This window comes from Paenibacillus sp. FSL R7-0128 (genome assembly GCF_038002245.1).
GTDB lineage: Bacteria > Bacillota > Bacilli > Paenibacillales > Paenibacillaceae > Paenibacillus_AQ > Paenibacillus_AQ silagei.
This window is the reverse complement of record NZ_JBBOCD010000001.1, coordinates 180832-207410: the sequence shown is the minus strand read 5'-3', so window position 1 is coordinate 207410 and position 26579 is coordinate 180832. Positions and strand designations below refer to the sequence as shown.

Sequence of the window (26579 nt, the reverse complement as noted above, 5' to 3'; positions counted from 1 at the left end):
TTTTGGATAAGGTCATCCTTTATGGATGGCCTTTTTTGTACGGATATGTCTATCGCGCATTGAATTATTATTCTAATAGTTGTATTATTATTCATTATTCGCGAAAAAGGAGCATACCTATGCCATTGATAATTAGAAACGCTGAGCCTTAGGATGTAAACAGTCTGACCGAGCTGATGTATGAATACATCGTTGGTTTTTATCAGAATCCTAAACCTCCTGCCGATAAAATCAACACTTTAATCCAGACCCTTTTTGACCAGCAGCAGGGGGTGCAGTTCGTGGCAGAGCAGAATGGAGAGTTAGTCGGCTTTGCTACCCTATTCTTTACATTCAGCACTATGAAAGCAGATAAAATCAGTGTTATGAACGACCTCTTTGTAAGAGAACCCTTTAGAGATACCGAAGTGGAATCACAAATATTCCTGGCATGTCAAAAATACTCACAGAATCATGGCTATGCCAACATGACTTGGATTACTTCTACTAACAACAAACGCGCTCAAAGCTTCTTTGAAAACATGAACGCGGTCAAAGGGAAGGATTGGGTTCACTACTCCCTTATCTAAATCAACGCGTCGAAATGGCCCTCTGCGTCTACCGTCGCTGTCCGGGGATCGGTCAGACCGATGCCCTTAAGGCCTCCCTTTCCCTCAGTCCGCCAGGGCGGAGTATGATCCTGAAGCGGGGGAGCAGGTACAAATGAAGCCGAAGCGGTACTCCCGCTTTTCTGCACCAGATGGGCCTCCAGCTGCCGTATTTGCCGCTGCAGCTGCTCCCGGCGATAAGGAGTCTGCATCTCTCCGCCCTGCGCCGCATTCACCTTGTCCAGCTCCATCAGCAGCCGGTTGCGCTGCTTCTCCAGAGAACTGACATCGCTCTGTGTGCTGCCGTAAGCTGTAGTGGCCTGTACCGGGCTGATACCGGATACCGTCTGTGCCGCCATGATCTCTCCCTCCGTTTCCTTGGCTTCTGCTGCAAATCCAGCCATATTCGAAAGTTCTAATCATTTTTATTACCCGGCAGCTCCCGCCATGACAACATTCCAACCACATATTTACAAAAAATCGTCGCATAGTCTCAATCGGATGCTGGTTGGACCATACCAAAGACCTAGCCGGGAGGTCTGTAAAAGCGCCAAAGGCCCATGTTCGCTTTGCCCCGCACCGCTTCCAACGGCAGTTCCAGTCCATATTTATATCATCTACAAAGATATGCTTTTGTCTCTTTCTAACGAACCTTATTTGACATAAGATTTATCCTAGTACCTCATCAGATTTAAAATAGTGGAGTAGAATAAATTACCCTTCAAATTACATATTTTTTTCAATAGAGAGTTGTTATTTGGGGGCGTTTGGCTTAGCGTAACGGACACAGGGGCTCTTATCCGGGAAGAAAGTCGTCACTTAGGCGATTAGCGGACCGCAAGGACCTTATCCCCTGCAATTCAGCTCCAAAACGTCTCGCAGAAAGACGATAAGGTCCACTGAGTCCGTTACGTTGCAAAAGGTGGCGTTCTCGTGGGGATAAGGTCTCTTCGGTCCGTTAGATTTTTTGGGATGATAGGGTTTCATTACACGAACCCCTGAGTTTCACAAGCTTATCCACCCTTTTAAATCTGACACTGTACTAAGAGGTGACGCCGGGGCCCATTACATTTCACATCGATCCTACTGGCTTCACAGACTCTGATTTCGCTATTGCAACAGTCAGCTCGCCGTCCGCTTCGTCCACTGTCATCACTGAGCCTTCCTCCGCTTCTCCGGCGATCAGCGCGCGCGCTACCCGGGTCTCCAGACTGCGCTGGATGAACCGCTTCAGCGGTCTGGCCCCATATATGGAATCGAAGCCTTCCTCGGCAATGAAGCGGACCGCCCGATCACTGAGGACCAGACCGATGTTCCGCTCAGCCAAGCGCAAGCGTAGGCCGCCTACCAGCTTCACGACAATCTGCTCCGTCTCATTCATAGTCAGCGGCTTGAACATTACAATATCATCTACCCGGTTGAGGAATTCCGGGCGGAAATGCCCGCTCAGCTCCTTCATGACCCGGTCCTTCACCGCTTCAGTCAGCTCGCCGTTGTCATCCGTGCCCTGAATCAGATGCGGTGAGCCAATATTGGAGGTCATGATGATGATCGTGTTCTTGAAGTCGACCATCCGGCCCTGCGAGTCGGTCAGCCGCCCGTCATCCAGCAGCTGCAGGAGGATGTTGAACACATCCGGGTGCGCCTTCTCCACCTCATCCAGCAGCACGACGGTATATGGCTGGCGGCGCACCGCTTCCGTCAGCTGGCCGCCTTCTTCATAGCCGACATATCCGGGAGGAGCACCTACGAGACGGGAGACACTGTGCTTCTCCATGTACTCCGACATATCGATACGGATCATGCCGTCCTCGCGGTCGAACAGCGAGACCGCCAGTGCTTTGGCCAGCTCCGTCTTCCCGACCCCGGTCGGCCCTAGGAACAGGAACGAGCCGATCGGACGGTTCGGGTCCTTGATGCCGGCTCTTGCCCGAAGAACGGCATCGGCTACCAGCCGGACCGCCTCATCCTGCCCGACTACCCGCTCATGCAGCGTCTCCTCCAGCCGCAACAGCTTATCCCGTTCGCCTTCCACCAGCCTGCTTACGGGAACTCCCGTCCAGCGTGAGACAATATCGGCGATCTCCTCCTCCGTCACGGCTTCACGCAGCAGCCGGGTCTCCTGGTCCTGCTGCGCCGCTTCCTCTGCCGCCTTAAGCTGCCGCTCCAGATCAGGAATAATGCCATAGCTTAATTCAGCCGATTTGTTGAGATCATAGATCTCCTGCGCATCGACCAGATCCTTGCGGGCCTGCTCCAGCCGCTTCTTCAGGTCGCGGATGCCCTGAATGGCCGATTTCTCCTTCTCCCAGCGGGCCGTCATCCCCAGATGCTTCTCCTTGAGGTCAGCCAGCTCCCGCTGGAGGTTCTCCAAGCGGCGCGCGCTGGCGTCGTCGGTTTCTTTTTTGAGCGCGGCTTCTTCAATCTCCATCTGCATCAGGCGGCGGGTTACCTCATCCATCTCACCGGGCATGGAGTCAATCTCCGTGCGGATCATTGCGCAGGCTTCATCGACCAGGTCGATCGCCTTATCCGGCAGGAAACGGTCCGTGATATAACGGTTAGACAGCACACCGGCTGCTACCAGAGCGCTGTCATAGATTTTGACTCCGTGATGCACCTCGAAGCGTTCCTTCAAGCCGCGCAGAATCGAAATGGTATCCTCGACATCCGGCTCGCTGACCAGCACCTGCTGGAAGCGGCGTTCGAGCGCCGGGTCCTTCTCGATATATTTGCGGTACTCATCCAGCGTGGTCGCCCCGATACAGTGCAGCTCACCCCGGGCCAGCATCGGCTTCAGCATGTTGCCCGCATCCATAGCCCCCTCCGTCTTGCCCGCACCGACAATCGTATGCAGCTCGTCAATGAACAGAATAATCCGTCCGTCACTCTCGCGGATCTCCTTCAGCACCGCCTGCAGCCGCTCCTCGAATTCCCCCCGGTATTTCGCACCGGCAATCAGCGCACTCATATCCAGCGAGAAAATTGTCTTGTCCTTCAGTCCCTCCGGCACATCCCGGCGGACAATCCGGTGGGCCAGCCCTTCGACAATCGCCGTCTTGCCGACACCCGGCTCCCCGATCAGGACAGGGTTATTCTTGGTCTTGCGGGAGAGGATGCGGATCACCCGGCGAATCTCGGCATCGCGACCGATGACCGGATCGATCTTGCCGGCCCGCACCTCAGCCACGAGATCGCGGCCGTACTTCTCCAGCACCTCATAGGTGGCCTCCGGCTCCCGGCTGGTCACCCGCTGGTGTCCGCGAATCTCCGCTAACACTCCAAGCAGCTTCTCCCGGGTAACGCCCCGGCTGGTGAACAGCCCGCGCAGCTCGCGGTTCCCGCTGCTCGCATCCGAGACCATCGCCAGGACGGCGTGCTCCACCGCGACGAATTCGTCCTGCATCTTGGCCGCTTCCTGCTCCGCCTGTTCCAGCATGGCAATCAGCGCGGGCGATGCATAGCGCCGCATGGTGCCAGCTCCGCTCCCGCTTACACTGGGTTTGCGCTGAAGCAGCGCCTCGGTTCCCTGCAGCAGCTCGGCTGCGGGAACATTCATCTTCTGCAGCAGCCGAGGCAGCAGGCCCTCATTCTGCTGAAGTAAGGCTTTCAGCAGATGAAGATTGTCAATCTCCTGATGCCCGCCGGAAGCCGCCAGCGACTGCGCCTCTGCTACCGCTTCCTGCAGCTTCTGGGTAAGCTTATTGAAATCCATAAAATCATCGCCTTTCTAATGTATAGGTTAATCAACCGGATGCCCGGCTGTTATATATGCTGAACTTAAATGTTCTTTACCGTGTTGCCGCTCTTCGCCGCTGCGCTCCGCCTGTGGTACGCCGTTTCGCACCGGCTTGGAAGCTGCCGGACTCCGCCAGCTGACGGTACAGCTTCTTCTCTGCCTCCGATGTATCAGACGGAATGACCATCTCCATCCGGAACAGGATGTCACCATTCGTTCCGTCCGGACGTCTCAGCCCCTTGCCGGAGAGGCGCAGCGTTCCGCCGCTTGCTATTCCGGCAGGGATCTTCAGCTTCACGCTGCTGCCATCCGGCAGTGCTACCTTGGCTTCCCCGCCAAGCACAGCCTGCCAAGGGGCGATCTCAACCGTGCCGAGCAGATCCCCGCCGTCCGGCTCATAGATCTCATGCGGCAGGAGGTGCAGCGAGATTAGCAGATCGCCGCCCTGCGCCGCTCCGCTTCCGCCGCCGGGTACCCGGATGAGCGTCCCTTCCGCCGAGCGTGCCGGAATCTGTACGTTCAGGTCTTTGCCTGCCGCCTGAACGCTGATATTGCCGCCTTTGTAGGCCTGCTCCAGCGTAATCTCAAGCTGGGCCTGCATCGTACTGAACTCATCCCCCCACGGGCTTCCGCCTGGACGGGCACCACTGCTGCCCGAGAAGAAGCCGGTACGGTCAGCCGCGCCCCGGCTGCCGAAGAACATCCCGAACAGATCCTCTTCCGGTATACCGCCGGAAGAAGCGGCTCCGCTGCTCCAGCCCGCGCCAAACGGCGATTCCCATGAAGCGGAGGAGGCTGATCCATGGCTGCGCTGACCCCGCGAGCCTGCTGCGGCTCCATAGCGGAGCTCCTCATCATAGATTTTGCGCTTCTCTTCATCGCCCAGCACCTCATATGCCTCGGCTGCTTCCTTGAATTTCGCCTCTGCCTCCGGGGCCTTGTTGACATCGGGATGCCATTTTTTGGCCAGCTTCTGGTAGGCCTTCTTGATCTCCTGCTTCGAGGCCTTCTTGTCTACCCCAAGACGCTCATAATAATTTGCCGCCACCGGAACCTCCTCCTTTCGTGTAATGGGAACCTTCTGCCTTCCTCCGGGAAAAGACGCATTATAGCCGGAACCCCCACTACAATGCGTCTAATATGAAGTGCTATATGAAAAGCCCGGTGAAATCCTGCTGCCGCCCGGTGAACCGGATAGGCCAGCGGCTACAGCCGCTAAGCCCGGAGTTCCTGCGGAAGCGGCAGCTTCAGCCGGACTTGGATGTCCATCTTCCTCATAAGGCTGTCCTTCCGCTTACTGAAGCTCTTTCCGGTCTGAATTATCGTTTCCGCCATCCTGAATTTCGATCCGTTTGCCCTGGGACTTCTGCCGTTTCGGCACCTCCAGGCTCAGCACACCGTCTTTCAGGGAAGCACGAATGTCTTCCTCTGCAATATCCTGCACGTAGAACCGGCGTACATATTCACCATACCGCCGTTCGCGGCGCACCATCTGATGGTCCTTGTTCTCCTCATTGCTCTCTTCTGTACGAACCGCCTTGATCGTCAAGTAAGGGCTGGAATAATCAATGTCGATTTCTTCTTTGCGGAAGCCCGGAAGCTCAGCCTCGATCAGATATGCCCCTTCACTCTCCCGGATGTCGGTCCGGAAAGACAGCGCGTTACTTGTCAGCGGTGCGAAGAAATCATCATTAAACATTTCGTTCAGCGACTTCGCCAGCACACCAAAAGCATCATCTCTGCGTTTACCAAAAGGAACCAAATCAAACATCTTTCATTCTCCTCTCATTTGACTTTTGATTTTTGATTTTTTGAATTCGGTCTTGCTAAGACTTTGACTTTGTCTGACCTATGGCTTTATTATAGCCTGCACCTCCGGAGAAAACAAAACCGGTATAAGCCGAAAATCCGGGAAAATCCGGCGTTTCGGCTCTTTTTTTATAATAAATTTTAACATTATTAAGGATTTGACCTTATTTGACCTTCCTGCTCTACTTCAAATAACGCTCCCGGTATTCACTCTCCAGCATGCCCATCATTATCACATCATGATACTCATGGTTATAAAACAGCGTCTGACGCCGCACCCCCTCCTGCACGAACCCGATGGACTCATATACATGCGCAGCACGGGCATTATAACTGTAGACCTCCAGCTCAATCCTGTGCAGATTCAGAATGCCGAAGCCATAATCCAGCATAAGCAGCAGCGCTTCACGCCCGTACCCTTGACCCTGATGCCGCTCGTCCCCGATGGCGATCCGCAGATTGGCATTCCGGTTATCCCCATCGATGTCCTGAATGGCGATGTCGCCGATAACCTCATCGTTCTCCTTCAGCGCAATCAGCAGCAGCACCGTACTGTCATCCCCTGATTTATGGGCGATATAATTCTCAATCTGCTCTTTGGTAATATGCTTCTTCGTTCCTGTAAGCCTGCGGACTTCCGTGCCGTAGAACATATGGTAATACATTTCGGCATCTTCCCCGTTAAGCGGGCGCAGATACACCTTATCCCCTGTTACAAGTTCTGAATGCCTGTTCATTTCCGTCATCTCCCACCTGTTGTTATAGCTCTTATGGTAATGCAGAGCTGCATACTATAAAATATACAAAAACGTCTAATTTCAAAGGACAGATTGAAGGTGAAGGATGCTGCTTGTCCCTGATCTGAATGAACACAGCGAGGTCCCGTACTACATACAGCTCTATAATTATCTGGCAAAAGCAATCCTGGGCGGCACCCTCCAGAGCGGGACGCGCCTGCCCTCTATCCGCCGCCTGGCGGCGTTATGCGGAATCAGCGCCACTCCGGTGGAGCTTGCATACCAGCAGCTTCTGGCAGAGGGCTTCATCGCCAGCAAGCCGCGCAGCGGCTACTATATTCTGCCCGTTCACCGGGAAGGCAGCCCTGCTGCCGCCGGGGAACGGCCCAGTCCGGCACCCCGCCCGATCACGCCCCGTGATTCACGGCACTACGCGTATGATTTCCATATGTCGCGCAATGATTTCTCCCTGTTCCCGCACAAAATATGGCGCAGCCTCTACCAGGAGCAGCTCGCGAATCCAGACCTGCTCCAGTACGGCGATCCCCAGGGGGAGCCGGCCCTCCGCGAGAGCATCGCCGCCCATCTGCGGCAATTCCGCGGGCTGCGCTGCACGGAGAAGCAGATTGTAGTCGGCGGCGACCAGTATACGCTGTGTTCTTTGCTGTGTCTGCTGCTGAAAGGACGGGTGAGCGGGCTGGGTATCGAAGATCCGGGGTACCACCTGCTGCCTGCGGCATTCCGGCGCAGCGGATATAGCATTCTGCCCATTCCGCTGGAGGAGGATGGATTGCAGATAGACAAGCTGTACAGCAGCGGGGCAGATGCTGTGTACATTTCGCCGTCCCACCAGTTTCCCCGGGGGATGACCATGCCAATCACCAAACGCCTCGCATTGCTGGAGTGGGCCCGGTCCACAGGCGGATATATCATCGAGGACGATTATGACGGGGAATTCCGCTATCACGGGCGGCCGATCCCCGCGCTGCAAGGGCTTGCTGAGGGCAGTCCGGTGATCTATATGTGCAGCTTCGCCCAGTCGGTAACCCCTGCGTTGTGTATTCACTATATGGTGCTGCCGGAGGAGCTGCTGCCAGACTATCACAGCCTGAGAAGCGAGCTGTACCTGGAGCATTCGGCCTCACGGCTTCATCAGATTGCGCTGCATTATTTCATGGAGCGGGGTCATTTCGAGAAGCACCTGCGCCGGATGCGCCTGCTCTACCAGCGTAAGCATGACCTGCTGATGCGTTCGGTCAGGCAGCATTTCGGCGATGCCGCAGTGCTCAGCGGAACGGATGCCGGATTTCATCTGCTGCTGACCTTTAAGCCGCCCTCAGAAGTTGGCAACAGAGTTAGCAGTAGCACCAGCGCCAGGGAGCTCGCTGCAGTAGCGGAAGCCGAGGGCATTCGCGTTACCCCCATGTCCTATACCTGGTGGGCCAAGCCGGACTACGATGAACCGGAATTCATCCTGGGCTTCGGCGGGATCGCCGAGGAGCTGATCGATGAGGGCATCCGCAGATTGGCGGGGATATGGCTGGGCCATATGGATTGAACTACTAATTTTATTATTTTGGGAGAGGCGTGGCTCCAGAGAATATTTGGACTTCCAGCCGCTGTTGTCTGCAGATTTCTTGAATTTTCATACCGCTGTTCGCGGTGGAAATCCGCAGACAAAGGCGGACGCTAACGCTCCTCCAGTTCCAAAATCCCCTTCCGCCACTCCTCCCTTAATTTATGCTTCAAGTTCAATCAATATAGATTTTGGATCAGCTATACTTCTCCAGTATATCCGCAAGCGTCCGCTTCACCTCAGCCACCAGCTCCGGCGGCTCCAGCACCGTTGCCTCGCTGCACAGGCTAATCACAAACCGCGCGAAGAAGCCCAGATCGCTTCCCGGAATCTCTCCCTCCAGCCAGCCTGTGCCGTCTGCACGGATATGCAGCAGCTGCGGGGACCATACCTCCCCTTCGCAGGACTGGACCCCTTCATTCCCCAGCTCCACGTACAGCCGGATAAGGCTTTGTTCGGCCTGCTCCTGCGGCGGGCTGCCGTAATGCTCCGTATTGTCCAAGTGGATATGACGCAGATCAAGCGCGGCCGGTCCCGCTTCATCATACCCGGCAGACTGAATCCGGTCGCAGCGGAAAGTACGGATGCCGCCCCGCAGGAAGCAATACGCCGGACAATACCACAGGCCGTTACTGGCATAGATGCCGACGGGCTGAATCCACCTTTGCTGCCGCCGGCCCTTCGATTGGTAATCGATCAGCAGCACTTTTTGCCCGGTAGCCGCGTCCAGCAGTTGGGGAAGATAAGGGAATTCCGCCTGCCGCGACGGGGTCAGGAAATCAATTCTGTTCTTCATCTCATCAATCCGGTCACGGACATCGCCAGACATGTAATTATAGAATTTGTACAAGGCGGATAAGGATTCTTCCTTGAAGGGAAGATATTTATAATGGCGCAGGGCATGGCTGGCAAAAAATATCGCCACCGCCTCTTCCTCCGTGAACGCAATCGGCGGCAGGATTCTCTCGCTCAGCACCTGATACCCTCCATGCGGCCCCACTTCGGAATAGAGCGGTACGCCCAGCTCCCCCAGCTCCTGCAAATCCCTGAGGATTGTGCGTGAAGAAACTTGGAATTCGTCAGCCAGCTCCCTGACGGTGAATTTACGCTTGCGGTTGACGGTCATCATGAGGTCCAGCAGCCTTTTGGATTTCGACACAGGGTTCACTCCATTTATTATTTTAACTATGACAAGAGCTGTCACTATTATAGTCTACACTATAACCATAGCCGGTTAGTACAGGCAAATATACCTTCCAAGGAGCGAACAAGACATGAAACTGCAAATGAACCCTTATATTCTGGTGGACGGATCTGCTGGGGAGGCGATAGCCTTTTATCAGGAAGCGCTTGGTGCTGTGGTGCTGTTCAAGCAAACGATGGGCGAAGGCCCGCAGAACCCGGACGCCCCGATGACGGAGCAGGAGAAGGCGCAGATTGCCCATGCGGTGCTGCTGGCGGGAGAGACGAAGTTTTTTGTGGCGGATTATGAGCCGGGTATGCCGCGCAGCCGGGGCAACAACATCAACATCTGTCTCACGGTGGAGACCGAGGCGGAAGCACAGCAGCTATTTAACTCACTGAAGGCAGGCGGAACTGTCGATATCGAGCTGGCCCCAGCCTACTACAGTCCCGCTTACGGCATGGTGACCGATAAGTTCGGCGTATGTTTCCAGATTTTTATGGATAATAGGAAGTAGGAATGGGGTGGAGAGTGGGAGGGCGAGCGCCCCACGGCTGCAAATGTGTTCGGTTTTCCGCTTACATTTGGTCCATGTGCCGTCCCAACTCGAATTGTATTCGATTTTCCGCATACATTCGGCCTTTGACCAGTGGAACCAAGCACCTACTCTTGCTCCTCCCGGCGATCCTTCAGCTACGTTCGGCACCACTTCACTCTACAATGTCATCCAAAAAGCCCTGTCTCCCGAAACAACCGGCGAGACAGGGCTTTGTTCTAATATAACGCCCGCCACAAGTAAAAGGTGGCGTAGGCTTCCCAGCCTTGCCACGGCCGGGCCAGCTCCAGCAGCTCCGCCGGTGTCGGCTTGCGGTCCATGGCGGTGAGGAACTTGATTACATTTTGCAGGCCGACATCGCCTACAGGGAACGAGGACGCATCGCGCAGGCAGCGCATACGGACATATTGCGAGGTCCACGGGCCGATCCCGCGGATCTGCAACAGCCGCTGCTCGGCGGCAGCCGGGGACGGTAGCGCCAGCAGCTCCTCCCGGCTTAGCTCCCCGCTTGTGATCAGCGAGGCTACGGTGAGCACTGTCTGTGCTTTGCTGCGGGTTAGCTGCAAGGCGCATAATTCCTCTACCTGCACCCCTGTGAACACCTCAGGGCCAGGGAAACGGTAGTAGGCCTGCCCTTCCCATTCCAGCGCTTCGCCGTATTCTGCGGTCAGGCGCTGCTTCAGCCTGTAGGCAAAAGCCAGATTCACCTGCTGGCCCAGAATCGCCCAGCATAGCGCCTCAAACAGATCCGGGATGCCGATGATCCGCAGGCCCCGGTGCTCGCTGGCCAGCGGCCCGAGCAGCGGGGCCGCTGCCGCCAGCCTGTAGAACGGGGCAAGATCACGATCCAGATCAAACCACTCCACAATGTAGCGGGCCAACTGCTCCTGCTCCAGCGCACCGGGAATCGCCCCATGCAGCCGGGTTACACTCAGCTTGTGATTCTCGGACACACTGAGCCGCACCAGCAGCGGGCCACCCTCTATCCTGAACATCCGGCTGACGCCTGCTTCATCCGTGCGGAACAGGCATTCCAGCGGCGAGCGGTTCATGTACTCCAGACAAGCCTTCAGGTCGAAATCCTCCGGCAGCGGCAGCTCAAAAAGCAAATCGTTCATGACCCGCCGCCTTCACATTCAGAATCCCTTCCAGCTGGAGCAGCTCCTGCTTCATCTGGAGTCCGCCCCGGAAGCCGGTTAAGGTGCCGTTCGCGCCGATGACCCGGTGGCAAGGTACAATGACAGGCACCGGATTCTGCCCGTTGGCCGCACCGACAGCACGAACCGCCAGCGGTCTGCCGATCCGCTCAGCCAATTGCTTGTAGCTGGCCGTCTCCCCATGCGGGATGGTAAGCAGCCCCCGCCACACCTCTTGCTGAAACGGGGTGCCCCACAGATCCAGCTCCACACTGCTGAAATCTACCGGCTCTCCGGCAAAATACCGCTCCAGCAGCGTGATCACCCCAACCTGCTCAAATCTCCCGGCATCCTCCAAGAACTCATAGGCAGGCGCGTACATTTTCAACCAGGAGGCGGGTAATTGCCCTTCGTCCTGCGGGAAGGATACGCGGACCAGGCCTTTATCACTGGCCCACAGGGTCCACTCCCCTTTCCCGAGGTTCAGGGTATGATGATAAATCGTTATAGTATCTGTACTCCGGCTGTTATTCCGGCTTGGCTTCATGCGAATCTCCTCCTTCTTGATGCTTGCTACGGTACTCTGTAGGGGACAGCCCCGTCTTCTTCACGAACCAGGCGGCAAAATGAGAGGGCGTACGGAACCCCACAGCCCGGCCGATTTCACCCATCTCCGCCGCTGTCTCCGTCAGCAGCCTGCGGGCTTCTTCCGTGCGCAGCGCATCCAATCTGGCAGCAGGTGACTGGCCGGTTACCCGCTTATAGGTGCGCTGCAGGTGGAACGGGCTGACCTTCAGCTCTTCAGCCATCGACTTCAGAGTCAGCTTGCTGCCGAACCTTCCGTCCATTATGGCATCCGCCTGCGCCGCTAGTACCGCATCAGGCCGGAGGGTGCCGCCTTCCTCGGGACGGCATCTTTTGCAGGGACGGAAGCCTGCCGAAACAGCCTCCTGCAAGGAGCCATAGAATACAACATTTGCTGCCTTCGGCGTTCTCGCCCGGCAGGACGGACGGCAGACAATATGGGTCGTCAGCACCGCCGTATAGTAGATCCCGTCATAGGTCGGCTCGCGCCGCACCACCGTTTCATAGATACGCTCGAACAATTGCGGGTCCATCCCCATCACCTCTTACCGCCAGTATAAACGATTCGTTTTGACATATGCAGCCTATTGCAATAGGAGAGCAAGATTACGACAGTGAAGCAGAGGGTTTTTCTCGCCAAGCAGAAGTGGAAAACCAGTAGCTATTTTAATGCTAGTATTGACTACTTGGATTATAATTAGGGCTTCTAAGTGGTGTATCCAACTACAATCTTTATTCGGAGGACTAAGAACCCAATGAAACTATCAGACATCCGCTGCGAACGCCTGCGCGAGAAGGATTCTCTCACCGCCACAAAACTATTAAGCCTGGACGCGGACACCGGTCATGACCTCCTGCAGGTGCTGGAAGAGGAGCCGGAAGTGTTTATTGCCGCTTATGTGCAAGAGACGCTTATTGCATTAGTCCAACTGGAAGCGTCTGCACCCCAGTCTCATTTAAATGTATTCGTCGCCCCGCAGTATCGCCGGCAAGGCATTGGCAGGGCTTTGATGCAGGTGGCAGAAGCTCAACTACAGGCAGGCGGAACCCGTAAGATCAGTACTTCCGTCCGGTCCGGGGTATCCCCTTCCCTTGCGTTCGCCCGCAGCCTTGGCTATACCCCATACTATTCTCTTATTTATATGGAACGAACCGGAGGTTCTTTTCCTCAGGAAACGGCTTCAGCAAGGTTGTATAGAGATGAAGACTTTGTTGACGCCCATTCGCTGTATGCTACTGCTTTTCATGAAATGCGGGTACGCGTCGGATGCTTCCCCGATTCTGTGGTTGCAGAGCCTAATGAAGGCAGACGAACAGCCTGGGCAGCAGATGCACAGGACCGGCTGGTCTATGAGCTTGACGGGGAAATTGCGGCTTACAGCCACATCCACGGGAATGAAATCAGCAGTGTAAGTGTACGTTCTGACCTTCAGGGACGCGGAATCGGACGAACCTTCATGAAGTACTTATGCAACGAGATCCACCGTCGCGGCTACACCAGCGTTATCCTATCCTGCGTCGTTGGGAATGAAGCCATACATTTGTATAACAGCCTTGGATTTCAGGAAACGCATCGAATGGAGTATATGATAAAAAGTCCGGACAACTCAGAGCATTCCCGGTCAGGCCCCGCCCTGCCCGCTTCTCTACAATGAATATTGAAAGGGAGGTGCGGAGATGGAGACGATACGGCTGCTCCAACAGGCGATTGATTACGTAGAGCAGAATCTGCATAACGCCATCGGCGTCGAGGATATTGCCGGAGTGGCGATGACCTCGAAGTACCATTTTCAGCGGATGTTCCATGCCTTGACAGGGTTCACTGTTACCGAATATGTACGTAACCGGAGGCTTACACTGGCGGCGGAAGAACTGGCAGGGACGGACGGCAAGGTGATCGACATTGCGCTGAAGTACGGGTACGAGACGCCTGAGGCCTTCGCCCGAGCGTTTCAGCGGGTGCATGGGGTGACCCCCAATATGGCGAAGAAAAAGAACGTGAAGCTCAAATCGTTCCCCCGCATCTCCTTTCAAATTCAGATCAAAGGGGAAAGCGAAATGAATTACAGGATGGTTGAAGAGAAGGGCTACCGCGTCATGGGTAAGGAGGTTATTATCCACCAGGATGCTTATAGTGAAATCCCTGCATTCGTTGAGAAAATCTGGAACGATGGTACGCATGACCTTATTAACGAATGTGCCGGAAGGCCTTCCGGTTCGCTGCTGTTCGGTTATTACTATGACTTCCGTGAGGATGGGACGAAACGCTATCTGATGGGAACCGAGCTGCCGGAAGGTCAGAAGGTATCAGAAGAGCTGGTTAACCTGACTATACCCGGCCAGACGTATGCTGTATTCGATTGCCTGGATAAAGTGCCAAATGACCCGGAGCTGGGGTCAGACATTAAGAATGTGTGGCGGCGGATCTATGCGGAATGGTTCCCGTCGTCAGGCTTTGAACAAGTAGAAGGTCCGTGCATTGAGAAATACTTCTGGACGAATGATGAGCACGATGAATGTATTTGCGAGGTATGGATTCCTGTGGTAAAGAAATAAAATGCAACATTCCCTATAAGCCCTCTACCAGCCATAAAGGCATCTGGAGGGCTTTTTTCCGGGCCAGGGTAACGGATTGTTAACCTCTCAATTCTCACGCTATAATCAATATATACAAATAACTGGAAGGGAATGATTGGTCTATGTCTTCATTAAAAAGGTGGCTTCCTGCCTGTTGCATTATGCTGTTCATGCTTATGCTTCCCAACGTTATTCTGGCAGCCCCTGCTTCCAGCCCGGCCCGGTCAACCACAAGACCTATACAGGTTAACATCAATGGTGCTTTTATCTCTGCTGATAGCAGTCCTTTTATACAGTCTGGCCGAACGATGATTCCCATCCGCACGCTTGCTTCCCTGGGGCTCCAATATTCATGGGACGCTACCCGCCATATGGTAACAATCACGAATTCCTCCAACGACCTCTTTGAAATGACTCAGGGACAGTCTAATGCTTATAAGAATGGCCAGCCTGTACAGATGGACAGTGAAGCCAATAATTACAACGGACGAATCATGGTTCCCGCAAAGTTTGTCAGTGAAGCATTTGGATACAGTGTGTACTATGAAAAGATAAGGGAGATCATCTTCATTCAATCCAAGAATTTCACTCCTGATGCCCAGGCCATCCATTCAGCAGATCTTAAGCAGGCCCGCCTGGCGGCCATTTCGTTGCCGGTGCGCTACGCTTTTAAACCCGGTACAAGAGTACAAAGTGATCAATCCCATTACTACTCGTATGCCTTTGCCTCAAAGGACGCCACCCGTTATGCCTACAGCAATGGAGAAATAACCACAGTGGTTGAGATTGCAGGCACAGCGGCCACAGCCGTATGGCAAGCTTCGGAGGCAGATATCCCAGGTTATCCTGCTACTACATTCGGCGGTGTGCAGCCAGCGTATATTTCCGATCTGTTCCAGGATTCTTTTAGCTACAACAAAGGTGTATATAGTGGTTATCACACGCTTAGCGACGGTACTGTAACAACCTTTAAGTTCCCCGGCCTCTCTTATACTGAGCTGATCCGGGCCATCCCGGAGTAAGGAACTTATATGCCAAAGTTAGCTCCCGGGAAAAGGGTGTTTTCTATAAAATCAATATTATGTATTTATTCGTTTGATTGCTTGAACTAAGAACAAAATCACCCTAACGGGTCCACTCACCAACCGCTTGTATGGATTTCATTGTTGCACTTCTTGCAGGATTTCTCCATCTACTCTTCCTTCATTCAGATGATTAAAAAAAAGCCCCCGGAGCAGCCCTAACGCTGTCCGGGGGTTCTGATCAACCTAAGTCTCACAAATTATTATGTGTTATATACGTTGTTATCCGCTGTTTAGCCCGCTGCCTTCTGAACTTTAGCAGCTACAGGTCCCTCTGCTGCCGGGGGATTCTTCTTCTTCATGTAGTCGGAATAGTAAGCTGTGATGACCGGGACGAGAATGGATGTAACGATCACGGATGCGGCTACCAGCGCTGTAGCGGACTGGGCGGCCGGCAGGAATTCGGGCTTCATGTTCGCTACCAGCATAGGGTTGGCGACCGCAGCACCTGCGGTACTGGAAGCGGCCAGTCCGGCAGTTCCGTTGCCGCGGCCAATGAACTTGTCAGCCAGAATCAGCGGGATACCGGTAATAATGATAACGACAATACCAAGCAGAATACCGAGCAGGCCAGTGTCAACGATAACGCCAAGATCGATCGAGCTCCCCAGAGCGAAGCCGAAGAAGGGAATGAGCGTCTGAGTAGCTCGGCCGAAGTAGGCGCGCAGATCATGATCCAGGTTCCCCAGGATGAACCCGACGAGGAACGGCAGGACAGCGCCAACGAAGAGATGCGGTTCAAATACAGCCACACCGGTGCTGCCCAGAATGAGCATGGTTACGAGCGGCCCGGATTCTAGTGACATCAGCACGAAGGCACCGGATTCTTCCTTGGTCCCATACTGCTGCATAATGGAAGCGTACAGCCCGCCGTTGGTCATATCCATAGCAGAGATGATGGCGAGGACCGACAGTCCGGCGAAGAAGCCGGTTTGCACCCCGCCCTCAGGCAGGAACTGGATCGCGATCATAGCTACGACCCAAGCTACGGCGATCTTGGTCAATACCAGCGTACCGGATTTGCGCAGTACGGTTCCGGTAGCTCTGACATCGATCGCGGCTCCCATACAGAAGAACCACACGGCCAGAATCGGCACGGTGCCGGTCATCAGGCCTTTGGTGAACCCTCCGAAATATTCGCCCGCATCAGGAAAAGCAGTGTGAATGATCGCTCCCAGAAATAGTGGAATGAGCATCATTCCGCCGGGAATCCGATCCAGTGTCTTTTTGATTTTCATATGATTACCCTACCCTTTCTTACTCGTGATGAGTGTGTATGTTCTACTTGCGGCTTAGTCCAAGCTCGGGAATCATGGCGGCGAACAGATCATCGCTCTCCTTGAGCTGCTTCGCAAAGGCTTTGCCGTCCTTCACCAGCAGCCCCAGCCCGTTCGAATTCATATATTCGCGGAATTCCCTGTCTTCGGTCCCTTTGATAAATGCCCCGGCCAATACCTCCGCAATCGCATCCGGCGTATCCTTCGGTACAGCCAGTCCTCTCCATGTTCCTGTGAAGTTCACATGAATTCCGGTCTGCTCTTCCAGGGTCGGCACATCCGGCAGCGCCTCTGAGCGCTTATCGGCATTGACTGCCAATATCCGCAGCTTCCCTTCATCCACATACTTCTTCACCTCGGCGGGACTGACCGGTACCGCATCCACGAATCCGTCCATTAAGGCGGAGACGGCCGGCCCTGCACCTTCAAAGGGAATATGCGCGAACTTCACACCGGTCTCCCGTTCCAACGTTACGGCGGCCAAGTGCCAAATACTCCCCGTTCCTGCGTTTCCCATTTTCAATTCCTCTGGATGCGCTTTCGCAAAGTCGAGAAATTCATTGACGTCCTGCCATGGCGCGTCCTGTCTTACGGTGATGGCGGAAGGATCAAAATTCGTCTGAGCGATCGGTTTGAATCTCTCATAGGTAATCGGCAATAATCCCAGATGTGGAAGAATGGTCAGCTCGGCCGGCAAAAAAGTCACGGTATAGCCGTCTCCCTTGGCATTCGCGCCTTCCATCAGTCCTACGGAGCCACCGCCGCCGGTGCGGTTAACCACAATTACCGGCTGGCCCAGCACCTTCTCTGTCGCGGTGGCGAGCGCTCGCGCGGTGGCGTCCGTTCCTCCTCCTGCGGCGTAGGGCACAAGCAGTGTGATTGGCCGTCCGGGATAACCGGTGCCCACCGTCTCCTGGCCCGGGCCGCCGCCCGCCGGATTGCCGATTCTAAGCACCAGCAGGACCACTGCCGCTACAGCTGCTGTCCAGAGTCCTATTCGAGTTGTACGTTTCAAGTCCATCCCTCTTCTCTAATTAGAAGTAATCGGGCAGCCTCCAGATGCTTGATGCCTAGCCTTGCGCCCGTGCCCTCACCCCCGTTTTATTTGAGTATCAGCAGCCTGCCATGGAGGATGTGAAAGTTTTCTCAAATAGAACTTTATCGCAACCGGGGGTATGCCTTCAATCGCATAATCTTATTCCGAATCCTCAGAAACGCCGGAATGGCGCGGTTTTGGCCGATCTGCATACTCCTTGGAAGATTTGCTGCTCTCCCTGAACTTGCCGGGTGTGGTCGATTTAATCTTGCGGAAGACCCGGATGAAGCTGTTCTCATTCTGATAACCCACCTGCTGGGCAATCTCGGCAATTCTCAGACTGCTGTCCTGCAGCAGCTCGCAGGCTCTATTGATTCTCAAGTTGGTCAGATAGTCATAGACGGTAGTTCCGGTCTCTTCCTTGAAGATGGTGCTCACCGAGGATACCCCCATGTTCACATGGGAGGCGATATCAGACAGCCCGATATTGAATTGCAGATTCTCCTTCATATACTCTATAAGATTCTGAACCAGCAGGAACTCCTTCGATTGCCGGTGCGCCCCGAAGGCGTCCGATAGCTGAACCGCTATGCTGCACAGCATCTGCTCAATCTCATTAAGCTCCATCGTTGTCACCTGATGCCAGGTGTAGTCAGCCAGCTCCGCAGGCACCGGGTATCCCCCGGCAGCCGCCATATGCAGAATCTCCTCCAGCAGGTCACTTAGCGAGCGGAATACTTTTTGCGGCTGAATTCCCCGCTTGCGGGTCTCGGCAATCCCTCTGCGGATCCAATCCTGTGCAGCGGCGGCATCGGATACTCTCAGGGCGTTCAGCATTTCCTGCTTCCATAGCTCATCTGCCGCCCCGCTGCTCTCTTCATATTTGTTCTCTGCGCGGGAATAGACCCGTACATGGGAATACCCTTCATATAACCGGTAGGAGAGCGCAGTCTGCGCCTCTAAGTAGGACTGGGCGATATGGGTAATTGAGCCCGCTTGTTCACCGATGCCAACGGACACCGGAATCTTCAGCACATCGAGCATGGCAGCCGCCAGCCGCCGGGCATCTGCATACAGCTCCTGCTCCTCTCCGCCTGCCGCCTGTAACAGGATGACGAGACTGTCCTGCTGCGGTGCAGCGACCACGGTCCGCCAGGAAGCTTCGCAGATTTCATAGGCCATATTAATCATCGCGTATTTGAGCAGCATTTGATCCTCTTCCTTAAAGCCCGCGGACCACTCGGTATGCCGGTCTATGGATAAGACCAGCAGCTCGAACGGACCTTCCTTCCAGCCGGTAAAGTAGTGCTCAAACCGGGTCTGTGTCTCCTGTGTGCCGATACTCCGCGTGATCAGGTCCTGCAGGAATTTGGAGCGCAGCTCCGGGAGACTCCAGTCCGCCACCAGCGATTTACTGCGGAAATCACCGACCAGCTTGCCGATGACCGGCTCCAGATCGTACAGTCCGCCCTGCCCGGCTGCCTTCTGCTCAGGAAGCAGCAGCTTGTTAATCCGTTTGAGCGGCCGGAAGGCTGCAAAATTGTAATAATACATGGCAGCGAGACCTACGGCGATGGAGATCAGTGACAGCATCAGCATCATATTCCGCGCAATCTTCACATTTTTGAGCAGCTGCTCCATGGGTACGAGCGAGAGCAGGCGCCAGCCGGTCACATTGGAGAAGGTCTGATTCGCCATGTAGGCTTGGCCTCCGATGGTGACATGGGCAAAGGGACTGACATCGATGTCCTCCAGCACCTTTCCCAGCTCCGCCTGCGGGAACGGAAGATTCAGCTTGGGGTAGATCAGCTCTCCTTCCAGGTTATAGACGAGCTGGTAGCTGGAGAGATGGGTGTACATTTTGGAGAACAGCGTATCGTAATCCAGATCAATCAGCACGGCACCGGCCACTTCGCCGTTCACCACCACCGGCCGGGCGAGCGATAACAGCTCAGTATCACCGGGGCGGGAGCCGGGGCCGGTATACAGCCTTCTTTTGATCAAAAGCGGCTTCTCCTTCATTCCCCCGATCCAGGACTCCCACTCATGCTCAGGCGCCTCCCCCCAGGATGGAACATAGCCGTAGCGGCTGGAGAGCACAGACCGGTCCTTGAATTTGACCACGCTGATCGCGTGTACATCCGGCTCTGTCGCCAGCGCCTTAAGGTATTCCTGCGCCGTTGCGGCTCTGCCTCGGTTATCCGCCTCAGACGCATCGATATAGCTCAGTACAGCGGGATGGAAGGACAGATCCACTGCCTTGTTGTCGGATTCCCGGAAGGCCCGGTTCGTAACATCTACATTAATCTGCAGCAGTTCAATATTCGGTGTATTCAGCTCGGTGTCCAGTGCATTACGGTACTCTCTATAGGAGAATAGACCAATCATAGTAATCAGAAGGGATACCCCGGCTGTCAGCATCAGGATTAGACGGTTCTGTTTGTTGTGCAGCAGGTATTTCATTTTAAATCGCAGCATTGCTTAAGCTTCATCCTTCCAGCGGTTGCTCATAGGTTTAGATTTCAGATTAGCATGTTCCCCTAATTTTTCAATATGGGGCATATCATACCTGCCAGGATTTCAGACTTTTCCGGGATACGCTATACAATAATGATATAATGGAACGATGGATTCACCCAATCTGCTACAGGAGAACGATAGCGATGCAGTCAAACTATATCATGGATGCTGCCGGGTGGGATAAGCTCATCTCGGAGGTTGCCCATTCTTTCGATGATCTGACCCTGAAACGGGGATTTCAATATTATAAGCAGCAGCGCGTGCAGGCCTTCAGAATGGTCACGCCGTACAGAATCATGGCGCTGGTCGAAGGGCGGGAGGATTATGCGGTCTCCATTGACCTGGACGATCTGCAGGAGAGCCATTGCGATTGCCCTGTATCCGGGATGTGCAAGCATATGGCGGCTGTGCTGATGCAATACGCCGAGGAACAGGAGCGGCCTGTGCATTCCATCGCGAACGCCAAGGCGCTGATTGACCAGCCCAAGCTTCATTCTGCTCCGGCATCCGCTGTTCCGGGACGGCGCGGGGAACAACTGAAGAAGCTGGCCGCCCTGATTCCTGAGGCTACGGTGCAGCAGTGGCGTGAATACATGGCGCTGCTGGTGGAGCCGCTTGCCCATACGGTACGCAACCCGCAGTATGCCGACCGGGCGCTCGCCGCCATCACAGGGGGCCAGCCCAAGCTGCCTCCCGCTGCCGCCATGCTGTTCAAGCTCCATGCTCATCTCTGTGTGCTGGAGAGCCTGATCCGGCCTGGCGGACAGCCGCTCTCGGCCAACCTCTCCTCCCTTGGTTATTCTGTGGGCTACTACACTTCTATTGCGATTTCCGAGCTGCAAAAGCATATTACAGACCTGATGCAGCGGGCGCTGCCGCTGGCAGAGGCCCCTGAGGAGTGGCCGAGAGTCTACGATACGATTGCCTATCTGCGGAGCGAGATGCTGACGGAGGCCCGCGACCGCGCCAGAGAACAGCCTTATTTCTCTGCTTGTTACAGCCTGCTGTGGATCAACTGGATTACCCCGAATCTAAGCGGACCGGAGCTGTACACCAAAGAGCTGAAGGAGCTGCAACAAGCCGGAGAAGGGCTAAGCGCCGCTGCTCCCCGCCACGCCCTGCTGCTGGCCGAGAGCCGGATGTACGCTCTGCTTCATGAGGATGCTGCGGCTATAGAGAAGCTGCACACAGCGTCCGAACGGCCCGGGCTGCACCCGGAGGAGCTGATGAGCTTCCTGCCTCCGCTGGCCGAAGCCGGCCAGTGGAGACGCCTGGCCCTGTGGCTGGCCGCGCTCGGCCCGCTGCTGAACAGCCGAATGTACAATCTGCTGGATTATGCGGGCTACTGGGATGAGGCGGTGCGCCGCCTGCCCGAAGCGGAGCCGCAGATGTGGGATACGCTGTCCGGTATGCTGCCGCTGTCCCGCGAGATCTATGAAGCCCAGCTACTTGCCTACGGCAAATGGCAGGAATGGATGGATATGCAGATCTCCTCCGGCCATCAGCCTTCCGACTTCCGGGTGAGCGACCTGCAGCCGATTGAGAAGAATGCGCCGGAGCTGCTCCTGCCGTTCTATCATCAGGCGGTGGAGCGCTTCGTGCTGGAGAAGAACCGGCACAGCTACAAAGCGGCCGTGAAGCTGCTGAAGCGGCTCGCCAAGCTGTATAAAAAACTGAAACGCGAAGCACGCTGGGAAGTGTTCCTGGACGGCTTCACAGATAGACACAGCCGCCTGCGCGCCCTACAGGAGGAGCTGCGGAAAGGAAAACTGATCCCATGAATATGAAGATGCGCAATATTACCGTCCAGCTCGCCCTTACCCAGTATGGCGATGCGCTGATCTATGGTGTGGATGACCGGGATGATTATATGCCCGGTGTCCAGCTCAAGCAGAAGCTGTTCGCCTGGCACGAGGAATCCTTCTACGGCACGGAGCTCAGCACCTCGAAGGCCGATGAGGTCGAGCTGGTGGTGCTGCCTGCCGAGCAGGTCCTGCCGTTCTTTGCGGACCTGCGGCTGCTCCGGCATGTCGGCTGGAGCTGGCAGGGCGATGCCCAGCTGCTGACCCGGCTGGCCCCGCTGCTGGCCGGAATGCTGGAGGCCCGTCAGTATGCCCCGAGCTTCGCAGCCTACCGTGAAGGCCAGCTCCGCTGGGCCTGGACGGAGCAAGTGCTTGCGGAAGCCGCCGAGGCAGACTGGGACGATGCGGCCGCGCTGCATCGTCTTCAGGAGCGCAGCGGGTTCGCCGAAGGGCTGCAGGCCGCCTTCTCGGCGGCAGTCTTCCAGCGGCACTACAGCACCGAGGCGCAGGCCGGTGATCTGCGCAGTGAATTCCCGCTGCTGTTCAGCGCAGGCGGGAGAAGCGCAGCCGGTATGGACGAGGACAGCTGGCTGATGTCCATCGGCTGGAAGGCAGACACCGCGCCGTTCCGGCCGGTGCTGCAGCTGCTTGAGCCTGACGATGAGCTGCCGCACTGGCGGCTCCAGCTGCTCCTCCAGGACAAGCGCGACGAGTCCGCGCTTGTGCCGCTGCGGCTCACCGGGGACGGCGAGCCGCAGGGCACTTGGCCCGCAGCGTGGACAGCGCATGTCCACGAGCGCGCGGGCGGGTGGCTGTCACGGCTGCGTGACAGCCTTCCGGAGCACATCGGGCGCGGCGCCGATGTGCTGGCAGAGCCGCTCGGCGACGAGGTCGCGTGGCGGTTCCTTACGGCCGACAGCCGCGCTCTGCTGGAGGCGGGCTGGCAGGTGCTGCTGCCGGCGTGGTGGGAAGCCGCCAGCCGCAGGAAGCCGCGCCTGCGCGCGAAGATCAGCTCCGGCACGGCTGAGGGCAGCCGCGGGCAGTCGCTGTTCGGCCTGGATGCGCTCGTTGATTTCGACTGGCGCATCTCCATCGGCGACGCCGACCTGACCGAGGCGGAGTTCGCCGACCTCGTAGCGCGCGGGGAACGCCTCGTCCAGTTCCGCGGCAAGTGGATTCCGCTGGACCCTGCGCTGCTGGCGCAGATTCAGCGGGCCATGGCCGGGATGGACAAGTCGCGTGGCTTGTCCTTCCAGGATGTGTTGCAGCTGCACCTGCTGAACGAAGGTGCAGACGGCGATTCGGAGGAAGCGGAAGCGCAGCGTGCCGAGGAAGAAGCGGTCCGCGTCCGGCTGGAGGTCGAACTGAACGAGCACCTCTTGAAGCTGATCGGACAGCTCGGGCAGCGTAGCCAGTGGCCGAAGCCGGAGGTGCCGGCCGGTCTGCATGCCGAGCTTCGAAGCTACCAGCATGAGGGCTTCGCCTGGCTGGTCTTCCTCCGCCGCTTCGGGCTGGGCGCTTGCCTGGCCGATGACATGGGGCTTGGCAAGACGGTGCAGCTGATCTCCTACCTGCTCCATCTGAAGGAGCAGGAGGAGGAAGCCGCAGCTTCCGGCGCACCCGTGGCCCGGCGGCAGACCGAGCCGGCCGGCTGGCCTTCGCTGATCATCTGTCCGACCTCCGTGCTGGGCAACTGGCAGAAGGAGCTGCAGCGCTTTGCGCCTTCCCTGAATGTGATGCTTCATTACGGAAGCCGGCGGCTGGATGCCGGATATTTCTATGGCGCGGCTTCGCAGGCGGATGTTGTGCTTACCTCTTACGCTACCGCTGCACTGGACCAGGAGCTGCTGAAGCAGTTCACCTGGGCAACCGTATGCCTGGATGAAGCACAGAATATCAAGAACGCCGGAACGAAGCAGTCCGCCGCCGTGCGCAGCTTCCCGGCCTTGCACCGGATCGCCCTGACTGGTACGCCGATTGAGAACAGGCTGTCCGAGCTGTGGTCGATCTACGATTTCATCACACCGGGTTATCTCGGCAGCCCGAAGGGGTTCCAGGACCGGTTCGCAAATGCCATTGAGAAGGAGCGCAATGCCGAGCGGACCGCTGATTTGCAGCGGCTGGTCAAGCCGTTCATGCTGCGCCGCAAGAAGAAGGACCCGGCGATCCAGCTTGATCTCCCGGATAAAAATGAGATGAAGACCTACATTAACCTGACGGCCGAGCAGGCCGCACTCTACGATCAGAACGTGAACAGCCTGCTTGAACGGATGCAGAAGCTGGAGGGCATCGAACGCAAGGGGGCCATTCTCGCCGCCTTGACCAGCCTGAAGCAGCTCTGTGACCATCCGATGCTGCTAACCAAGGAGGCACTGCCTGAGCCGGAAGACGGTAGCGCTCTGGACACCACCTCCTTGATCGAACGCTCCGCCAAGCTGGAACGGCTGCTCGCGATGGTGCGCGAGCTGCGCGAGGAGAACGAGCGCTGCCTGATCTTCACCCAGTATGTAGGCATGGGTAAAATGCTCCAGGCAGTACTTCAGCAGGAGCTTCAGGAACCGGTGCTGTACCTGAACGGCAGCACGCCGAAGAGCACGCGCGACCGCATGATTGAGCGGTTCCAGGCTCCCCCGCTGCCTGCGGGCGAAGCCACTGCAGATGCAGCTGCCGGTGCGCAGCCGTCCGATCAGCCGAATGTATTCATCCTCTCACTCAAAGCGGGCGGGGTCGGCCTCAACCTGACGGCCGCCAACCATGTGTTCCATTTCGACCGCTGGTGGAATCCGGCGGTGGAGAACCAGGCCACAGACCGTGCCTACCGTATGGGCCAGACCCGGGATGTACAGGTGCATAAGTTCATCTCGCTCGGCACGCTGGAGGAGAAGATTGACGAGATGCTGGAGAGCAAGCAGCAGCTCAGCGACGACGTCATCTCCGGCTCCGAGGGCTGGATCACCGAGCTGTCCACAGACGCGCTGAAGGATCTGTTCACGCTGCGCCGGGAATGGGTGGGATAACCCGCCACTGTGGATACCGCCTGTTCCGGCTATCTTTTATCTGCTACAGGTCTGGCATCAGTCTGGCATCGGTCTATTACCAGTCAGCCAGCGTGGCATTACTGGACCTTCACCCTTCGGCCTTCACCATTGCTCGGACATTCTGAAGGTAGCCGCCACATTATCCTCACCGGCAAGCGAGCTGACCACCAGCGTGACCGGCACTTGCTGAAGATCGTAGGCGAGCCGCTGATTCAGCAGATTCACCGCCACATTCTGGTAGGCTCCGGATATGCCGGAGCCGATGCCTTGAGTCAGCACCCGTCCGCCGGTGACTGTTGTACAGGTATAGTTCACCAGCAGCGCTGTTTCAGTGACTGGAATAGCCGTAGTCGGCGTAGGGTAATTCACAAAAGCTCCATTCACGGTCCCCCCGGCTATCACCTTATAGCGGATAGGGGTAGAGGCCAGAATCTCCAGCCCGTCTGGAACGATCTCGGCGGCCACTGCTTCAGGAACGGCGATGGTGGTGCTTCTGCGGAAGCTGATGACTGCGGTGTCGCTGCTCGTTACGGGGATATTGTTACGAAACTCTGAGGTAATCCGGCTAAGCGCCACGGGCTGCAGGGTAACGGGACTCCAGAGCCCGCTGCTGTCCACAAGGAAGATCCGCACCCGTACCTGCTCCTGGGAGTAGGAGATATTGAATTGGAAAAAATTCTGCGTAATATTATACGTTTTGGTCACAACCTCCCGATAGTTCGACTCGAACAACTCCTGCGCGAACAGCGTTGAGGGACTTACATCGTTGTTGTAACCAGTCAAATAGACCGATCCCTGGGCCATCCCATTGTTTACTACCTTCACTACTGCCTGACTGATGAGTCCTGCTCCCGGGGTAGGGTTCTTTGTTAACATATTGGTTGTCAGTATAGGCATAGTTATCACCCTCCGTTAGAGCTGTATTCAATAGGATATGCAGATATAATTGGAAGTTTCTGGTCGATTGACAGACCATGGCAGTTGTCAATTCACAGACACTGTGCTAAAATCAATGTAACTTTTTTAGAACGGAGGGTTGCGTGTGATAGACTATATCCGGATTCGCACTTTGCGCGGCTAATTATTTTCCCATAGCGCGAAAGCTCTGCCTTGTGCAGAGGACTCAGGATAAGTCTGTCCATAACACGTAACCCATAGCATACACCCGTTAATCCGCAACCCGTACACTGATTCCCGGAACCGGTACCCTGTGCCCAATAAGGCCTGTATCCGCTCTGCCAGATTCTGTGTTTACCGGGAGGATTAGCTCTATATCTTTTGAAGTTGCCGGGGCCCTCGCCCTTGCCGCTTGAACCATCATGGTGTCTATGGCAAGCAT

Annotated in this window: 21 protein-coding genes; 8 read left to right on the top strand and 13 right to left on the bottom strand. The window is 56.0% G+C overall.

The genetic code is table 11. From position 1 onward, the window contains the following. Positions 1–176: 176 nt before the first annotated feature. Positions 177–569: a GNAT family N-acetyltransferase gene (locus NST26_RS00890; protein ID WP_340956655.1), complete on the top strand. Its 393-nt coding sequence runs from the start codon at positions 177–179 to the stop codon at positions 567–569. Here the strand turns inward: NST26_RS00890 and NST26_RS00885 are convergent. The 5 genes from NST26_RS00885 to NST26_RS00865 all read right to left on the bottom strand — a co-directional run bounded on the left by NST26_RS00885 (position 566) and on the right by NST26_RS00865 (position 6872). Continuing rightward, positions 566–991, bottom strand: a complete 426-nt coding sequence (locus NST26_RS00885; protein WP_036723643.1) for a hypothetical protein — start codon at positions 989–991, stop codon at positions 566–568. The two genes, NST26_RS00890 and NST26_RS00885, sit on opposite strands and share 4 nt — an antisense overlap. A 668-nt stretch (positions 992–1659) precedes the next feature. Further along, positions 1660–4302: an ATP-dependent chaperone ClpB gene (gene clpB / locus NST26_RS00880; protein WP_340956657.1), complete on the bottom strand. Its 2643-nt coding sequence runs from the start codon at positions 4300–4302 to the stop codon at positions 1660–1662. A 76-nt stretch (positions 4303–4378) separates the two neighbouring features. Continuing rightward, positions 4379–5374, bottom strand: coding sequence for a DnaJ C-terminal domain-containing protein (locus NST26_RS00875; protein WP_340956658.1), 996 nt, complete (start codon positions 5372–5374; stop codon positions 4379–4381). 246 nt (positions 5375–5620) lie between these two features. Then, complete coding sequence (locus tag NST26_RS00870; protein WP_340956660.1) at positions 5621–6097, bottom strand: Hsp20/alpha crystallin family protein; 477 nt, start codon at positions 6095–6097, stop codon at positions 5621–5623. Between the two features lie 220 nt (positions 6098–6317). Then, on the bottom strand, positions 6318–6872 hold the full coding sequence (locus NST26_RS00865) for a GNAT family N-acetyltransferase (RefSeq protein ID WP_340956662.1): 555 nt from the start codon (positions 6870–6872) through the stop codon (positions 6318–6320). A gap of 106 nt (positions 6873–6978) precedes the next feature. Between NST26_RS00865 and pdxR the strand changes: the two genes are divergently transcribed. Next, a complete protein-coding gene (pdxR, locus tag NST26_RS00860) occupies positions 6979–8430 on the top strand; it encodes a MocR-like pyridoxine biosynthesis transcription factor PdxR (RefSeq protein WP_340956664.1) in 1452 nt (483 codons plus the stop codon). 214 nt (positions 8431–8644) lie between these two features. On the opposite strand, the gene NST26_RS00855 is transcribed toward pdxR, so the two are convergent. Beyond that, entirely contained in the window at positions 8645–9607 is a 963-nt protein-coding gene (locus NST26_RS00855) for a helix-turn-helix transcriptional regulator (RefSeq protein WP_339312364.1), read from the bottom strand. Positions 9608–9722: 115 nt separating this feature from the next. Here NST26_RS00855 and NST26_RS00850 point away from each other — a divergent pair, with 115 nt between their 5' ends. Continuing rightward, complete coding sequence (locus tag NST26_RS00850; protein WP_036723662.1) at positions 9723–10148, top strand: VOC family protein; 426 nt, start codon at positions 9723–9725, stop codon at positions 10146–10148. A gap of 257 nt (positions 10149–10405) precedes the next feature. Here the strand turns inward: NST26_RS00850 and NST26_RS00845 are convergent, their stop codons facing one another. The 3 genes from NST26_RS00845 to NST26_RS00835 are packed head-to-tail and all read right to left on the bottom strand — an operon-like array spanning position 10406 to position 12441. Then, on the bottom strand, positions 10406–11305 hold the full coding sequence (locus tag NST26_RS00845; protein ID WP_340956669.1) for a DNA-3-methyladenine glycosylase family protein: 900 nt from the start codon (positions 11303–11305) through the stop codon (positions 10406–10408). Further along, positions 11286–11870, bottom strand: coding sequence for a methylated-DNA--[protein]-cysteine S-methyltransferase (locus NST26_RS00840; RefSeq protein ID WP_340956670.1), 585 nt, complete (start codon positions 11868–11870; stop codon positions 11286–11288). Before NST26_RS00840 ends, NST26_RS00845 begins: the two co-directional genes overlap by 20 nt. Next, entirely contained in the window at positions 11851–12441 is a 591-nt protein-coding gene (locus NST26_RS00835) for a bifunctional transcriptional activator/DNA repair enzyme AdaA (RefSeq protein ID WP_340956672.1), read from the bottom strand. Before NST26_RS00835 ends, NST26_RS00840 begins: the two co-directional genes overlap by 20 nt. Before the next feature lie 222 nt (positions 12442–12663). On the opposite strand from NST26_RS00835, the gene NST26_RS00830 reads away from it, so the two are divergent. From NST26_RS00830 to NST26_RS00820, 3 genes are all read left to right on the top strand, one after another. Next, positions 12664–13563: a GNAT family N-acetyltransferase gene (locus tag NST26_RS00830; protein ID WP_340956674.1), complete on the top strand. Its 900-nt coding sequence runs from the start codon at positions 12664–12666 to the stop codon at positions 13561–13563. Positions 13564–13585: 22 nt separating this feature from the next. After that, on the top strand, positions 13586–14464 hold the full coding sequence (locus tag NST26_RS00825; RefSeq protein ID WP_340956676.1) for an AraC family transcriptional regulator: 879 nt from the start codon (positions 13586–13588) through the stop codon (positions 14462–14464). A gap of 143 nt (positions 14465–14607) precedes the next feature. Next, positions 14608–15507, top strand: coding sequence for a copper amine oxidase N-terminal domain-containing protein (locus NST26_RS00820; RefSeq protein ID WP_340978262.1), 900 nt, complete (start codon positions 14608–14610; stop codon positions 15505–15507). Between the two features lie 293 nt (positions 15508–15800). Here NST26_RS00820 and kdgT read toward each other — a convergent pair whose 3' ends face one another. From kdgT to NST26_RS00805, 3 genes are all read right to left on the bottom strand, one after another. Beyond that, complete coding sequence (gene kdgT / locus NST26_RS00815; RefSeq protein WP_340956681.1) at positions 15801–16805, bottom strand: 2-keto-3-deoxygluconate transporter; 1005 nt, start codon at positions 16803–16805, stop codon at positions 15801–15803. 43 nt (positions 16806–16848) lie between these two features. After that, positions 16849–17865, bottom strand: coding sequence for a tripartite tricarboxylate transporter substrate binding protein (locus NST26_RS00810; RefSeq protein ID WP_339312361.1), 1017 nt, complete (start codon positions 17863–17865; stop codon positions 16849–16851). Between the two features lie 174 nt (positions 17866–18039). Continuing rightward, on the bottom strand, positions 18040–20358 hold the full coding sequence (locus NST26_RS00805; RefSeq protein ID WP_340978260.1) for a helix-turn-helix domain-containing protein: 2319 nt from the start codon (positions 20356–20358) through the stop codon (positions 18040–18042). Positions 20359–20543: 185 nt separating this feature from the next. On the opposite strand from NST26_RS00805, the gene NST26_RS00800 reads away from it, so the two are divergent. Together NST26_RS00800 and NST26_RS00795 are read left to right on the top strand one after the other, a co-directional pair. Then, positions 20544–22181, top strand: coding sequence for an SWIM zinc finger family protein (locus NST26_RS00800; protein WP_076077344.1), 1638 nt, complete (start codon positions 20544–20546; stop codon positions 22179–22181). Beyond that, on the top strand, positions 22178–25219 hold the full coding sequence (locus NST26_RS00795) for a DEAD/DEAH box helicase (protein ID WP_340978259.1): 3042 nt from the start codon (positions 22178–22180) through the stop codon (positions 25217–25219). Before NST26_RS00800 ends, NST26_RS00795 begins: the two co-directional genes overlap by 4 nt. Positions 25220–25342: 123 nt before the next feature. Here NST26_RS00795 and NST26_RS00790 read toward each other — a convergent pair whose 3' ends face one another. After that, positions 25343–26137 (bottom strand): hypothetical protein, encoded by a 795-nt coding sequence (locus NST26_RS00790; protein WP_340956690.1) that lies wholly within the window; start codon positions 26135–26137, stop codon positions 25343–25345. Positions 26138–26579 lie beyond the last annotated feature (442 nt).

Bases quoted from the DNA above. Each gene is read 5' to 3' on its own strand.
- NST26_RS00890 (WP_340956655.1), top strand. From the start codon at position 177: ATGTATGAATACATCGTTGGTTTTTATCAGAATCCTAAACCTCCTGCC.
- NST26_RS00885 (WP_036723643.1), bottom strand. From the start codon at position 991: ATGGCTGGATTTGCAGCAGAAGCCAAGGAAACGGAGGGAGAGATCATG.
- clpB (WP_340956657.1), bottom strand. From the start codon at position 4,302: ATGGATTTCAATAAGCTTACCCAGAAGCTGCAGGAAGCGGTAGCAGAG.
- NST26_RS00870 (WP_340956660.1), bottom strand. From the start codon at position 6,097: ATGTTTGATTTGGTTCCTTTTGGTAAACGCAGAGATGATGCTTTTGGT.
- NST26_RS00865 (WP_340956662.1), bottom strand. From the start codon at position 6,872: ATGAACAGGCATTCAGAACTTGTAACAGGGGATAAGGTGTATCTGCGC.
- pdxR (WP_340956664.1), top strand. From the start codon at position 6,979: ATGCTGCTTGTCCCTGATCTGAATGAACACAGCGAGGTCCCGTACTAC.
- NST26_RS00850 (WP_036723662.1), top strand. From the start codon at position 9,723: ATGAAACTGCAAATGAACCCTTATATTCTGGTGGACGGATCTGCTGGG.
- NST26_RS00845 (WP_340956669.1), bottom strand. From the start codon at position 11,305: ATGAACGATTTGCTTTTTGAGCTGCCGCTGCCGGAGGATTTCGACCTG.
- NST26_RS00840 (WP_340956670.1), bottom strand. From the start codon at position 11,870: ATGAAGCCAAGCCGGAATAACAGCCGGAGTACAGATACTATAACGATT.
- NST26_RS00835 (WP_340956672.1), bottom strand. From the start codon at position 12,441: ATGGACCCGCAATTGTTCGAGCGTATCTATGAAACGGTGGTGCGGCGC.
- NST26_RS00830 (WP_340956674.1), top strand. From the start codon at position 12,664: ATGAAACTATCAGACATCCGCTGCGAACGCCTGCGCGAGAAGGATTCT.
- NST26_RS00825 (WP_340956676.1), top strand. From the start codon at position 13,586: ATGGAGACGATACGGCTGCTCCAACAGGCGATTGATTACGTAGAGCAG.
- NST26_RS00820 (WP_340978262.1), top strand. From the start codon at position 14,608: ATGTCTTCATTAAAAAGGTGGCTTCCTGCCTGTTGCATTATGCTGTTC.
- kdgT (WP_340956681.1), bottom strand. From the start codon at position 16,805: ATGAAAATCAAAAAGACACTGGATCGGATTCCCGGCGGAATGATGCTC.
- NST26_RS00810 (WP_339312361.1), bottom strand. From the start codon at position 17,865: ATGGACTTGAAACGTACAACTCGAATAGGACTCTGGACAGCAGCTGTA.
- NST26_RS00805 (WP_340978260.1), bottom strand. From the start codon at position 20,358: ATGCTGCGATTTAAAATGAAATACCTGCTGCACAACAAACAGAACCGT.
- NST26_RS00800 (WP_076077344.1), top strand. From the start codon at position 20,544: ATGCAGTCAAACTATATCATGGATGCTGCCGGGTGGGATAAGCTCATC.
- NST26_RS00795 (WP_340978259.1), top strand. From the start codon at position 22,178: ATGAATATGAAGATGCGCAATATTACCGTCCAGCTCGCCCTTACCCAG.
- NST26_RS00790 (WP_340956690.1), bottom strand. From the start codon at position 26,137: ATGCCTATACTGACAACCAATATGTTAACAAAGAACCCTACCCCGGGA.